Origin of the sequence: Pseudomonas idahonensis, from assembly GCF_037903935.1 — a bacterium.
Taxonomy (GTDB): domain Bacteria; phylum Pseudomonadota; class Gammaproteobacteria; order Pseudomonadales; family Pseudomonadaceae; genus Aquipseudomonas; species Aquipseudomonas danubii.
Genome location: NZ_CP149586.1, coordinates 6,678,508 through 6,690,887, shown reverse-complemented (window position 1 = coordinate 6,690,887; position 12,380 = coordinate 6,678,508). Strand labels below are relative to the sequence as shown.

Below are 12,380 nucleotides of genomic sequence, written 5' to 3'. Positions count from 1 at the left end.
AAAGGTAGAAGTCTGTGAAACAGAACTCCCTAAAAGACTGGTTCAAGAGCGGCGCCCCGGGCGTCTGGATCAGCGGTGGCGCGGTGTCCATCGCGGTCATCATGACCATCGGCCTGCTGGCGGTGATCGCCGTGCGCGGCCTCGGCCACTTCTGGCCGGCCGACCTGGTGCACGCCAGCTATGACGTGCCGGGCCAGGCCAACCACCTGGTCATCGGTGAAGTGGTGCAGAAGGAAGAAGTGCCCCGGGCGCGCCTGAAGAGTGCCGGGTTGCCGGTGCCCGACCAGGGCCCGGAATTCATGACCCGGGAGCTGATCAAGGTCGGCAACCGTGACCTGAACGGCAACGACTTCACCTGGATCGTCGGTGAGTGGCTGACCAACCAGAGCTACCCCAAGGAGCTGATGGCCATCGAGCGCCGTGAGTGGGGCAACTTCTACGGCTACCTGGTCAACGTCAAGGAAAGCGGCAAGGTGGTCGCCGAAGGCGAGGCCGCCTGGCCTGAGCTGCAAGCACGGATCAACCGCGTGAACCAACTGGCGGCCCAGCTCAAGAGCCTGGAGAAGTCCGACATTGGCGCGATCAACGCCGGTCTGGAGCGCCTCCGCCTGCACGGTCGCAAGCTGGAGCTGGAGGGCCAGATGAGCCCCGCCGCTCAAGCCGACATGGACGCCGAGCGGGCCGAACTCAATGCCCGTTACCAGGACATCGAAGCCCGGCTCAATGACCTGCACGCCCAGTTCAATCGCGACAGCCTGACCGCCCGCGATGCCAACGGCAAAGAGCTGGAGATCAGCCTGGGCAAGGTGGTGCACGCCTACCAGCCGAATGCCATGGGCACCTTCACCAAGATCGGTTTCTACTTCAGCAAGATCTGGGAATTCCTCAGCGACGACCCCCGTGAAGCCAACACCGAAGGCGGGATCTTCCCGGCGATTTTCGGCACCGTGATGATGACCCTGATCATGGCCATGATCGTCACCCCGTTCGGCGTACTGGCGGCGGTCTACCTGCGTGAATATGCCAAGCAGAACACCCTGACCCGGGTGATCCGCATCGCGGTGAACAACCTGGCAGGGGTTCCGGCCATCGTCTACGGCGTATTCGGCCTGGGCTTCTTCGTCTACGTGCTGGGCGGTTCCGTGGACCGGCTGTTCTTCCCCGAAGCTCTGCCGGCGCCGACCTTCGGCACCCCGGGCCTGCTCTGGGCTTCCCTGACCCTGGCGCTGCTGGCAGTGCCGGTGGTGATCGTGGCCACCGAGGAAGGCTTGGCGCGGATTCCCCGCACCGTGCGTGAAGGTTCCCTGGCCCTGGGCGCGACCAAGGCCGAGACCTTGTGGAAGATCGTCCTGCCGATGGCCAGCCCGGCGATGATGACCGGCATGATCCTCGCGGTGGCCCGTGCCGCCGGTGAAGTGGCGCCGCTGATGCTGGTGGGTGTGGTGAAACTGGCGCCGTCGCTGCCAGTGGACGGCAACTACCCGTACCTGCACCTGGACCAGAAGATCATGCACCTGGGCTTCCACATCTATGACGTCGGCTTCCAGAGCCCCAACGTCGAGGCGGCGCGGCCGCTGGTGTACGCCACCGCGCTGCTGCTGGTGCTGGTGATCGCCGTGCTCAACCTGTCGGCCGTGTGGATTCGCAACCACCTGCGCGAGAAGTACAAGGCGCTGGACAGCTAATCGGCTGGCTTCTACAGAACACAATGATGTCACCGCAGGCCAGACGCCTGCGGTTCACGACAAACGAATTGGTAGCACAGGGAGCATCCCATGCAACACGAAGCACATACTCACGGCATCAACATGTCCGCCCTGGGCCGCGACAAGCAGAGCCTGAGCCTGGAACAAGAGACCGTGGCCATCGAAGTGCCCGGCCTGAGCCTGTTCTACGGCGAGAAACAGGCACTGTTCGACGTCAGCATGAACATCCCCAAGCAGCGCGTGACCGCCTTCATCGGCCCGTCCGGTTGCGGCAAGTCGACCCTGCTGCGGACCTTCAACCGCATGAACGACCTGGTGGACGGCTGCCGTGTAGAAGGCGCGATCAACCTTTACGGCAACAACATCTACCGCAAGGGCGAAGACGTGGCCGAGCTGCGTCGTCGGGTCGGCATGGTGTTCCAGAAGCCCAACCCGTTCCCCAAGACCATCTACGAAAACGTGGTCTACGGCCTGCGTATCCAGGGCATCAACAAAAAGCGTGTGCTCGACGAAGCCGTAGAGTGGGCGCTCAAGGGCGCGGCGCTGTGGGATGAGGTCAAGGACCGCCTGCACGAATCGGCCCTGGGCCTGTCCGGCGGCCAGCAACAGCGTCTGGTGATTGCTCGGACCATCGCCGTGGAACCGGAAGTGTTGCTGCTGGACGAACCCTGCTCGGCCCTGGACCCGATCTCGACCCTGAAGGTCGAAGAACTGATCTACGAGCTCAAATCCAAGTTCACCATCGTCATCGTCACCCACAACATGCAGCAGGCGGCGCGGGTTTCCGACTACACCGCGTTCATGTACATGGGCAAACTGGTGGAATTCGGCGATACCGATACGCTGTTCACCAATCCGGCGAAGAAGCAGACCGAAGACTACATCACCGGGCGTTACGGCTAGAAAGCAGCTGCAAGCCGCACGCTTCAAGCGGCAAGTAACAGCAGTTCAACGCGACGAAACCTATCAACTGGCAGCTTGTAGCTTGCGGCTTACAGCTTTTGTGGAGCAGAACCATGATTTCGAAGGAAGGCCTCACCCACCACATCTCCGCGCAGTTCAATGCCGAGCTGGAAGAGGTGCGCAGCCACCTGCTGGCCATGGGCGGGCTGGTGGAGAAGCAAGTCAATGACGCGGTCACCGCGCTGATCGAAGCCGACTCCGGGTTGGCCCAGCAGGTGCGCGAGATTGACGATCAGATCAATCAGATGGAGCGCAATATCGACGAGGAATGCCTGCGCATCCTCGCCCGTCGCCAGCCGGCGGCTTCCGACCTGCGCCTGATCATCAGCATCTCCAAGTCGGTGATCGACCTGGAGCGCATCGGCGACGAAGCCACCAAGATCGCCCGTCGGGCCATCCAGTTGTGCGAAGAGGGCGAAGCTCCTCGTGGCTACGTGGAGGTGCGGCACATCGGCGACCAGGTGCGCAACATGGTGCGCGATGCCCTGGACGCTTTTGCCCGCTTCGATGCCGACCTGGCACTTTCCGTGGCTCAGTACGACAAGATCATCGACCGTGAATACAAGACCGCGCTGCGCGAGCTGGCCACCTACATGATGGAAGACCCGCGCTCTATCTCGCGGGTTCTGAGCATTATCTGGGTGCTGCGTTCGCTGGAGCGGATCGGCGATCACGCGCGCAACATTTCCGAGCTGGTGATTTATCTGGTGCGTGGCACCGACGTGCGCCATTTGGGGCTCAAGCGCATGAAGGAAGAAGTTGAAGGCACAAGTGGCGAATCCGCTAATGTTCCGGATCAAGCTGACGATAAGTAAGAGTGCCCGAGAAGAGCGCCCGGCCCTTTGGCCGGGCGTTTTTGTTTGTGCTCCTCGAATTTGAAAAGCAGCACCCGCGAACGAAAAGTCCCGGCGTGACTGAAGAGTTTTGGCAAAGTGCCATCAGCCAGCGTTATGCTTGCCGGGATTTTTAAAGGGGTGGTCGATGAGTAAGGTAAGTGTGTTGGTGGTGGATGACGCTTCGTTCATTCGTGACCTGGTGAAGAAGTGCCTGCGCAACTACTTCCCTGGCATCAAGATCGAAGACGCGATCAACGGCAAGAAGGCTCAGGCGATGCTCGCCCGCGAAGCCTTCGACCTGGTCCTGTGCGATTGGGAAATGCCGGAAATGTCCGGCCTTGAGCTGCTGACCTGGTGCCGTGAGCAAGAGGCGCTGAAAACCATGCCGTTCGTCATGGTCACCAGCCGTGGCGACAAGGAAAACGTGGTGCAGGCGATCCAGGCCGGGGTTTCCGGCTATGTGAGCAAGCCTTTCACCAACGAACAGTTGCTGACCAAGGTCAAGCAGGCGCTGAACAAGGTCGGCAAGCTCGACACCTTGATGAACAGCGCGCCGACCAAGATGAACTCGGCCTTCGGCAATGACTCCCTGAGCGCCCTGACCGGCGGCAAGCCGGCGGTGGTGGGGGCGGCTTCGGCCCCGGTCAATCCGTTTGCCAAACCGGCGGCCCCTGCGCCGGCCTCTGCAGCCGCAGCGCCGGCGCGTGGTTTGCTCAACAGCCCTCCGGTCAAGGCGTCGACGCCCGCGGCAGCGGCCAGTGGCGGTCGTGGCCAGGGCCAGCTGCGGTTGTCCAGCGGCAATCAGCCGTGCGTGATCAAGGCCCTGAGCATCAAGGAAGCGTTGCTGGTGGTGAAGCGTACCGACAGCCTGCCTCAAGTGCTGGAGAGCGCGGTGCTGGACCTGGAGCAGGGCGACAACGCTGAAGTGGCGCGGCTCAACGGCTACCTGCATGCGGTGGTGGCGTTGGAGCCCAAGCCGGACAGCGATTGGCTGCAACTGACCTTCCGTTTCGTCGACCAGGATGCCCAGAAGCTCGACTACATCTCGCGCCTGATCGCTCGCGGCACCGCCCAGAAGCATTTCGTTCCCGGCGCCTGATCCTCCCAGTCCGCTTTGTAGGAGCTGGCTTGCCAGCGAAAGCGTCCACAAGAGCAACACAAGGCTTGCGGGCCTCTTCGCCGGCAAGCCGGCTCCTACGAGGATGGACGCTGCGGAAACCTGCGGAAAACACTTTTCCCGTTGCGGATTTTTGCCTTGCGCTGAGGCGGCCTGCTGCACCATCCCGCTATCGCGCGAACCACTCGCAACATAGGCCGTAACCCTCAAGCCACAAGGCCTTCGCCGTACCCCTCGATACTTTCTGCCGTACGTCCGATTGATTTTTCTGCTCTTGATTTATATCTGTTTGGATATAGATTGTGCATAGCGCTACGTGCCTTTCAGCGCTTGCGGCCATGCCTTGAAACAACCCGGCGCGGCCGGTCCTGGCCGTGTTGATTAGCCTTGTTCCTGTTCATTAACAGGAGAGGTTCGATGCCCAGGCACAAGGATGTGGTGTTTGTCGGGAGCGCGCTGCGAGATCTCAGGGCGTTCCCTGAAGATGCCCGTCGGGCCGCCGGTTTCCAGTTGGATCTGCTGCAGCAGGGTGAACAGCCCTACGATTGCAGGTCGGTGAAAACCATCGGTCCGAGCGTTTTCGAGATCAGGGTCCATGAGGATTCAGGGGCGTTTCGGGTGTTCTATGTGGTCAAGCGGCCGGCAACCATCTATGTGCTGCATGCGGTGCGCAAGACCACCCGCAAGACCGAAGCGCGGGATATCGAACTGGCTCGCGCCAGATATCAGGAAGCAGGTTCACGTCATGACTGATTCACCGGTTACTCAGCGGTTCACCAGTGTCTGGGATGCCCTTGAGGCCACTCCCCAGGAAGCCGCCAACATGCGCCTGCGGGCCAAGCTGATGCTCGAACTGGGCAAGACCGTGCAAGCCTGGGGCCTCTCGCAGAAGGAGGCGGCCAAGCGCCTCAATATCACCCAGCCACGCCTCAACGACGTGCTCAGCGGCAAGATCAACAAGTTCTCCCTCGATGCCCTGGTCAACCTCTCGGAGGCGGCCCATCTGGGGGTGGATCTGCGCTTCGATGGGCCAGGCCTCGACCCCCTGGTGCCGGCCTGATTCACACAAGCTCCATATCCGGCTGTTAGCGTGGCTGCATAACCTGCCAAGAAGCTGCCCAATGTTTGTGCGCCTGCTGTTTTTCTGTGGACTGTCCCTCGTCGCCACGTCGCTGGCGGCGATGACGGTCTACAAGTCCATCGACGCCGATGGCGTGGTGTCCTACAGCGACCGGCCTTCGCCGGGCGCCCAGGCGTTCGTGTTTCGCGATCGCATGGAAGAACACCTGGAGCGCCAGGTGCGCCTGGATATCCAGAAGCACAAGGGTGGGGACGCGGTGTATGTGCGCAACGACCTCTACGCGCCGGTGGAGATCGAGTTGGGCTTTGCCGGTTTGCACAACGTCAGCGGAGCGCCCGGACGCCCGATCCGACAGGTACTGCCGGCCCGCAGCAGGCAGCGCTTGGCGCTGCTCACGGCGACTCGCGCCGACCAGCCCCTGAGCTATGTCCCCAGGTTCCGTTACTCCCTGGGGGACCCGGTAGCGACCACCCAGGCCTATCGCTACCCGCTGCCCTGGCGTGGCGGGCCGTTTCGCCTGACCCAGGGCGCCAATGGCCAATACAGCCATTTCGGTCCCAGGAGCCGTTATGCCATGGACATCGCCATGCCCGTGGGCACGCCGATCATCGCCGCCAGGGGCGGGGTGGTGGTCAAGACCGAGAATGCGCAGAACGGCCGGGGCAACAATCCGGCGGGCAACTTTGTCCGGGTGCTGCACGACGACGGCACCATGGGCGTGTACCTGCACCTCAAGCAAGGTTCGGTGAGTGTGCGCGAAGGGCAGCGGGTGGCGGTGGGCAGCCCGTTGGGGTTGTCGGGCAATACCGGCAACAGCAGCGGGCCGCACCTGCATTTTGTGGTGCAGCGCAATACCGGGCTGGGGCTGGTGTCGATTCCCTATCAGTTCAACCAGCCGCTGGGGGATCTGCCGAATTTTGCCCTGGGCAAAAAATGATCTTTGCCTGTAGGAGCCGGCTTGCCGGCGAACGGGCCGAAGGGCCCGTCAATCCAGCATCAACACCTTGGCCAGGATGATCTTCGGTCCCTTCATCTTCTTGATGATGATGCGCAGGCCTTCGACTTCCAGCACTTCTTCCTCTTCCGGCACCCGTTTCAGGGTTTCGTACACCAGGCCGGCGAGGGTTTCGGCTTCGATATGGTCCAGGTCGATGCCCAGCAGGCGCTCGACCTTGAACAGCGGCGTGTCACCGCGCACCAGCAGCTTGCCTGGCTGGTAGGCGAGGATGCCGCGCTCGGTCTTGCGGTGTTCGTCCTGGATGTCGCCCACCAGCACTTCCAGCACGTCTTCCATGGTCAGGTAGCCAATCACCTTGCCGTCGGCTTCTTCCACCAGGGCGAAGTGCGAGCCGCCCTTGCGGAACTGCTCCAGCAACTGCGACAGCGGCATGTGCCGCGACACACGCTCCAGCGGGCGAGTCAGCTCGGCCAGGTTGAACGACTCGGGAATATGGTCCAGGGCCGCCAGTTCCAGCAGCAGGTCCTTGATGTGCAGCAGGCCGACGAACTCGTTGCGCTCGCTGTCGTAGACCGGATAGCGGCTGAACTTGTGGCGACGGAACAGGGCAAGGATTTCCTTGAGTGGCGCGTTGAATTCGACGCTGACCAGGTCCTCTCGGGAGTTGGCCCAGTCCACCACTTCCAGTTCGCCCATTTCCACGGCCGAGGCCAGTACGCGCATGCCCTGGTCGCTGGGGTCCTGACCGCGGCTGGAGTGCAGGATCAGCTTGAGTTCTTCACGGCTGTAGTGATGCTCGTGGTGCGGGCCGGGCTCGCCCTGGCCGGCAATGCGCAGGATGGTGTTGGCGCTGGCATTGAGCAGGTAGATGGCCGGGTACATCAGCCAGTAGAACAGGTACAGCGGTACCGCCGTCCACAGCGACAGCAGCTCGGGTTTGCGGATCGCCCAGGATTTGGGCGCCAGCTCGCCGACCACGATGTGCAGGTAGGAAATGATGAAGAACGCAGTGAAGAACGACACGCCACGGATCACTTCCGGGGAGTTCACGCCTACGGCGCCCAACAGCGGCTCCAGCAGGTGGGCGAACGCCGGCTCACCGACCCAGCCCAGGCCCAGGGAGGCCAGGGTGATGCCCAACTGGCAGGCCGACAGGTAGGCGTCCAGCTGGCTGTGCACGGTACGCAGGATCTGCCCGCGCCAGCCGTTCTTGTGGGCGATGGCTTCGACTCGAGTCGAGCGCAGCTTGACCATGGCGAACTCTGCGGCAACGAAAAAGCCGTTGAGCAGGACCAGGATCAGAGCAAAAAGAATCATGCCGAAGTCGGCGAACAGAGACGCGAGGGTGAAACCAGGGGAAGGGTCCATGATGGAGTTTTGCGGGTTCCGTGTATTCGAAGAAGAAGGAAAGGCGGTGCCTGAATGGCAGGCACAAGTGACGCAATGTAGCGGCTGACGGGGCGATTGCCTAGGGGCAAACCACGGTCAGCGCTGTTCGGTAAGGCTGCCAGCTGCGGCTTTTTTAACCTGGGCCGGGGCGAAATGGCAGGTAAAGGTACTGCCGTGGCCCAGTACGCTGCTGATTTCCAGGCGTGCGCGATGACGCAGCAGCACGTGCTTGACGATGGCCAGGCCCAGGCCCGTGCCTCCGGTATTGGAGTTGCGGCTCGAATCCACGCGGTAGAAGCGTTCGGTGAGGCGCGGCAGGTGCTTGCTGTCGATGCCGATCCCGGAGTCTTGCACGCTCAGGTGCGCGCCCTGGTCGTCGCCCCACCAGCGGATGCGGATATTGCCTTCGGCCGGGGTGTATTTCACCGCGTTGAACACCAGATTGGAGAAGGCGCTGCGCAGTTCCGCCTCGCTGCCCTTGAGCTGTACCGAGGCGTCGGCTTCCAGGGTGATGCGCTGGTTGCGCTCCCCGGACAGGGCCTGGGCATCGCTCTTGATCGATTGCAGCAGCCCATCGATGGGCACCGGCTGGTTGTCCGAGGGGTAGTCGGTGGCTTCCAGCTTGGCCAGCAATAGCAGGTCGTTGAGCAGGGTCTGCATGCGCCCGCCTTGCTGCTGCATCTGTTGCAGGGCACGGTTCCAGCGCGGATTCACTTCCTCGACGTTGTCCAGCAGGGTCTCCAGGTAGCCGCAGATCACCGTCAACGGGGTACGCAGCTCGTGGGACACGTTGGCGATGAAGTCCTTGCGCATCTGTTCCAGCTGGTGGATGCGGGTCACGTCGCGCACCAGCATCAGGTGCTCATTGTTGCCGTAGCGGGTGATGTACAGCTGGATGCGGACCCGGTCGTTGGCCGGGGAGGGGATCTCCAGCGGTTCGGCGTAGTTGTCTTGCTCGAAGTATTCCTTGAAGCGCGGATGGCGCACCAGGTTGGTCACCGGCTGACCGCTGTCCTGGGGCGTCTTGAGGCCCAGCAGGGTTTCGGCGGCGCGGTTCCACCATTCCAGGTTGCCGTCGCTGTCGAGCATGATCACCGCGTCTTTCAGGGCCGCGGTGGACTCCTGGACCCGGTCGATCACCGCCTGCAGGCGCCCGCGCACCCGTTGGTCGCGGCGTTGCAGGTGATAGATGCTGTCGAACACCTCGCCCCACAGGCCATAGCCGTCGGGCGGAGCTTCGTCAGGTTGATGCAGGCGCAGCCATTCGTGCAGGCGCAGCAGCTGCTTGAGGGTCCAGGCCAGGTAGAGCCCTAAGCCGGCGGCCAGGCTCCAGCCGTAGTAACCACTGATCAGGCCCACCAGCAGGCAGCCGGTGATCAACAGCAGCAGGTGGCGAATCAGGGTGCCATGCCAGTTTTGATTCACTTGAAACACGTCCGTGGGGGTGAAGCAGCTCCGAGCTGCAAGTGTTGAAGCGGTCACTCATCGGCGCGCCGCTTGTCGCTTGCCGCTGTTGTCAGGCCTTGGTGGAAAAACGATAGCCGGTGCCGCGCACGGTTTGTACCAGATTCTCGTAGGCGTCACCCAGGGCTTTGCGCAAGCGGCGGATGTGCACGTCTACGGTGCGTTCCTCGACATACACATTGCCGCCCCAGACCTGATCCAGCAGCTGGCCGCGGGTGTAGGCACGCTCCTGGTGGGTCATGAAGAATTGCAGCAGGCGGTATTCGGTGGGGCCCATTTCTGCCGGCTTGCCGTCGATGGTCACCCGGTGGCTGATGGGGTCCAGCAGCAGGCCGCCGACTTCGATCGGCGCTTCGCCATCGGTAGGGCCGGCGCGGCGCAGCACGGCCTTGAGGCGGGCCACCAGCTCACGGGGCGAAAACGGCTTGGTGATGTAGTCGTCGGCGCCGACCTCCAGGCCCTGGATCTTGTTGTCCTCTTCACCCTTGGCGGTGAGCATGATGATCGGGATGTCCCCGGTCAGCTCGTCGCGCTTGAGGCGTCGGGCCAGCTCGATGCCGGAGGTGCCGGGGAGCATCCAGTCCAGCAGGATCAGGTCCGGCTTGCGGTCGACGATAATGGCATGGGCCTGCTGAGAGTTCTCTGCCTCCATGCAGTCATAGCCGGCCATTTCCAACGCAACGGCGATCATTTCGCGAATCGGCGCTTCGTCGTCAACGATCAGAATGCTTCTGCCAACCATGCTGGAACCTCTTGTCATTTAACTGTCTTGCGCCGCATTAGATAACGGAATTATTGCAGTCGTGTGACAGTATTTCAGGTCGCGAGGCGCGGTGCAGCTTCGTCGACTACGCTTTGGGTCCGATTCCTGACAACCACAAAAGAAGGTTTCCATGACTCTGTTCAAGCAATCGTTGAAAGTCCTGCTGGTAGGCGCTGTCCTGGCCCTGCCGACATTCGCCATGGCCGCTGACCCGGCGATGAGCAAGGACGGCGTGCTGGTCAATCTCCAGGGCATGACCCTCTACACCTTTGCCAAGGATGCCGGCGGAAAATCCATGTGCAACGACAAATGTGCCGCCAACTGGCCGCCGCTGATGGCCGAGGGCAGCGACAAGGACATGGGCAAGTGGACGGTGGTCAAGCGTGATGACGGCAAGGCGCAGTGGGCCTACGACGGCAAGCCGTTGTACAGCTTTGTGATGGACAAGAAGCCCGGCGACATGACCGGTGAAGGCAAGATGGACGGCGCCTGGAAGGTCGCCAAGTCCGACTGACCTCCCGCGGCCCTTCGGGCCGTTCGCAGCCTGCGGCAGCGGCTACACCGATCTCTGTAGCCGCTGCTGAGCTAGGGCGAAGCTGCGAAAAGGCCCGCTGGGCCTTGCTTGACGGTCTAACGCAACGCGTAATCCAGGACCACGCCGATAAAGATTGCCATGCCCGCCCAGTGGTTGTGCAGGAAGGCCTTGAAGCATTTCATCCGGTCGCGATCCTGGGTGTACCAGAACTCCCAGGCAAAACACGCCGCCGCCACCAGCAGCCCCAGGTGGAACCAGACCCCCAGATGGAAGCGCGCGCCGGCCAGCAGCAGGCAGCCCAATGACAAGCCCTGCAAGGTGAGAATGATCACCCGGTCGGCATCGCCGAACAGGATCGCCGTGGACTTGACCCCGATCTTCAGGTCGTCGTCGCGGTCGGTCATGGCGTAGTAGGTGTCGTAGCCCACGGTCCACAGCAGATTGGCGATGTACAGCAGCCACGCACTGGCTGGCAGTTCGCTGTTCTGCGCGGTGAAGGTCATCAGAATGCCCCAGGAATAGGCTGCACCCAGGACCACCTGTGGGTAATAGGTGTAGCGCTTCATGAAGGGGTAGCAGGCCGCCAGGGCCAGGGCGCCGAACGACAGCCAGACCGTGGTGGCGTTGGTGCACAACACCAGCAGGAAGGCTGCGCCCATGAGGAGCGCGAACAGTGCCAGGGCTTCCTTGGCGCTGACCTTGCCGGTGGCCAGGGGCCGTTGGTCGGTGCGCTTGACCTGGCCGTCGACCTTGCGGTCGGCAAAGTCGTTGATGGCGCAGCCGCCGGCCCGGGTCAGGATCACGCCGAAGGTAAAAATCAGCACATGGCTCAGGGATGGCTGGCCCTCGGCGGCGATCCACAGGGCCACCAGGGTCGGCCACAGCAGCAGGTAGATGCCGATGGGCTTGTCCATGCGGGTCAGTTGCAGGAAGTCCCAGGCCCGTGGATGCAGGCGATTGAGGGATTTGAGCAGGCTCAGGTACATCAGCAGGCCTCCGGTTGGGCTTCGATGGCGCGCCACAGGCTGGGCAGGAAGACCTCGGCGACCAGCAGGCTCAAGGGGCCGCGATCGAAACGCGAACGCCGGCCCCAGAGCCCCTCGGTGGCCACTGCGGAGGGCAGCCAGGCTTGCGGATAGCGGCAGACTTCAATGGGCTGGCGGGTAAAGGCTTCATCGCAGAACAGCAGTTCCCCGAGGGAGCGGCTGCCCAGTTCGTCGATGTTCAAGCCGCCTTGCTGCAAGGCGCTGCGGGCGGCCACGCTGCGGGCGAACACCCAGGCTTCGCCGTGGCCCCGCAGGTACACCTCGCGAACCCAGCCTTCACTCTGTTCGGGCAGGCCCAGGGCCGCGCACTCGTCGTTGCGCAGGGTTTGCCATTCCTCCACCAGCGGCGTGACGCTGAAGCCGTCGCGGGAGAGTCGGGTCAGGCGCCGGGTCAGCGACCCTTCATCGAACAGCCAGTTGGCAACGGCTGAGCCGGGGAAGGGGGACAGACGGCTTTGCACCAGCCAGGTCGGGGCCGGTGCGGGGGGCATTGAGTGCGGCACAGTGGGTCAGTATTGGCAG

The 12,380-nt window shown here is 62.6% G+C and carries 13 protein-coding genes; 8 read left to right on the top strand and 5 right to left on the bottom strand.

All coding sequences use genetic code 11. The features are described from left to right. Positions 1–14 precede the first annotated feature (14 nt). The 7 genes from pstA to WIN67_RS30360 all read left to right on the top strand — a co-directional run bounded on the left by pstA (position 15) and on the right by WIN67_RS30360 (position 6,640). The gene (gene pstA, locus WIN67_RS30390; protein WP_306398807.1) at positions 15–1,685 is read left to right on the top strand and encodes a phosphate ABC transporter permease PstA; all 1,671 of its coding nucleotides are present in this window, start codon (positions 15–17) and stop codon (positions 1,683–1,685) included. A 90-nt stretch (positions 1,686–1,775) separates the two neighbouring features. Then, entirely contained in the window at positions 1,776–2,609 is an 834-nt protein-coding gene (gene pstB, locus WIN67_RS30385) for a phosphate ABC transporter ATP-binding protein PstB (RefSeq protein WP_102862316.1), read from the top strand. 113 nt (positions 2,610–2,722) lie between these two features. Beyond that, positions 2,723–3,484 (top strand): phosphate signaling complex protein PhoU, encoded by a 762-nt coding sequence (gene phoU / locus WIN67_RS30380; protein WP_025130765.1) that lies wholly within the window; start codon positions 2,723–2,725, stop codon positions 3,482–3,484. A 166-nt stretch (positions 3,485–3,650) separates the two neighbouring features. Then, positions 3,651–4,604 (top strand): response regulator, encoded by a 954-nt coding sequence (locus tag WIN67_RS30375; protein ID WP_339070423.1) that lies wholly within the window; start codon positions 3,651–3,653, stop codon positions 4,602–4,604. 435 nt (positions 4,605–5,039) lie between these two features. After that, positions 5,040–5,375, top strand: a complete 336-nt coding sequence (locus WIN67_RS30370) for a type II toxin-antitoxin system RelE/ParE family toxin (RefSeq protein WP_110594205.1) — start codon at positions 5,040–5,042, stop codon at positions 5,373–5,375. After that, positions 5,368–5,682: a helix-turn-helix domain-containing protein gene (locus tag WIN67_RS30365; protein ID WP_102881323.1), complete on the top strand. Its 315-nt coding sequence runs from the start codon at positions 5,368–5,370 to the stop codon at positions 5,680–5,682. The genes WIN67_RS30370 and WIN67_RS30365 overlap by 8 nt, the downstream gene beginning before the upstream one ends. Before the next feature lie 61 nt (positions 5,683–5,743). Next, positions 5,744–6,640 carry a peptidoglycan DD-metalloendopeptidase family protein gene (locus WIN67_RS30360; RefSeq protein WP_267269119.1) on the top strand — a complete coding sequence of 299 codons (897 nt, stop codon included), beginning with the start codon at positions 5,744–5,746 and terminating at the stop codon, positions 6,638–6,640. Positions 6,641–6,688: 48 nt separating this feature from the next. Here WIN67_RS30360 and WIN67_RS30355 read toward each other — a convergent pair whose 3' ends face one another. The 3 genes from WIN67_RS30355 to phoB all read right to left on the bottom strand — a co-directional run bounded on the left by WIN67_RS30355 (position 6,689) and on the right by phoB (position 10,256). Beyond that, positions 6,689–8,029 (bottom strand): hemolysin family protein, encoded by a 1,341-nt coding sequence (locus WIN67_RS30355; RefSeq protein WP_102862311.1) that lies wholly within the window; start codon positions 8,027–8,029, stop codon positions 6,689–6,691. 117 nt (positions 8,030–8,146) lie between these two features. Further along, a complete protein-coding gene (gene phoR, locus WIN67_RS30350; RefSeq protein WP_110594207.1) occupies positions 8,147–9,475 on the bottom strand; it encodes a phosphate regulon sensor histidine kinase PhoR in 1,329 nt (442 codons plus the stop codon). 91 nt (positions 9,476–9,566) lie between these two features. Beyond that, entirely contained in the window at positions 9,567–10,256 is a 690-nt protein-coding gene (gene phoB, locus WIN67_RS30345; protein WP_003177195.1) for a phosphate regulon transcriptional regulator PhoB, read from the bottom strand. Between the two features lie 151 nt (positions 10,257–10,407). On the opposite strand from phoB, the gene WIN67_RS30340 reads away from it, so the two are divergent. Beyond that, entirely contained in the window at positions 10,408–10,791 is a 384-nt protein-coding gene (locus tag WIN67_RS30340) for a hypothetical protein (RefSeq protein ID WP_102881320.1), read from the top strand. Positions 10,792–10,907: 116 nt separating this feature from the next. Here WIN67_RS30340 and ubiA read toward each other — a convergent pair whose 3' ends face one another. Continuing rightward, on the bottom strand, positions 10,908–11,798 hold the full coding sequence (ubiA, locus tag WIN67_RS30335; RefSeq protein ID WP_102881319.1) for a 4-hydroxybenzoate octaprenyltransferase: 891 nt from the start codon (positions 11,796–11,798) through the stop codon (positions 10,908–10,910). Further along, a complete protein-coding gene (locus WIN67_RS30330; protein WP_306395039.1) occupies positions 11,798–12,361 on the bottom strand; it encodes a chorismate--pyruvate lyase family protein in 564 nt (187 codons plus the stop codon). Before WIN67_RS30330 ends, ubiA begins: the two co-directional genes overlap by 1 nt. Positions 12,362–12,380: the final 19 nt, after the last annotated feature.

Coding starts and splice junctions, on each gene's coding strand:
- pstB (WP_102862316.1), top strand. CDS start 1,776: ATGCAACACGAAGCACATACTCACGGCATCAACATGTCCGCCCTGGGC.
- phoU (WP_025130765.1), top strand. CDS start 2,723: ATGATTTCGAAGGAAGGCCTCACCCACCACATCTCCGCGCAGTTCAAT.
- WIN67_RS30375 (WP_339070423.1), top strand. CDS start 3,651: ATGAGTAAGGTAAGTGTGTTGGTGGTGGATGACGCTTCGTTCATTCGT.
- WIN67_RS30370 (WP_110594205.1), top strand. CDS start 5,040: ATGCCCAGGCACAAGGATGTGGTGTTTGTCGGGAGCGCGCTGCGAGAT.
- WIN67_RS30365 (WP_102881323.1), top strand. CDS start 5,368: ATGACTGATTCACCGGTTACTCAGCGGTTCACCAGTGTCTGGGATGCC.
- WIN67_RS30360 (WP_267269119.1), top strand. CDS start 5,744: ATGTTTGTGCGCCTGCTGTTTTTCTGTGGACTGTCCCTCGTCGCCACG.
- WIN67_RS30355 (WP_102862311.1), bottom strand. CDS start 8,029: ATGGACCCTTCCCCTGGTTTCACCCTCGCGTCTCTGTTCGCCGACTTC.
- phoB (WP_003177195.1), bottom strand. CDS start 10,256: ATGGTTGGCAGAAGCATTCTGATCGTTGACGACGAAGCGCCGATTCGC.
- WIN67_RS30340 (WP_102881320.1), top strand. CDS start 10,408: ATGACTCTGTTCAAGCAATCGTTGAAAGTCCTGCTGGTAGGCGCTGTC.
- ubiA (WP_102881319.1), bottom strand. CDS start 11,798: ATGTACCTGAGCCTGCTCAAATCCCTCAATCGCCTGCATCCACGGGCC.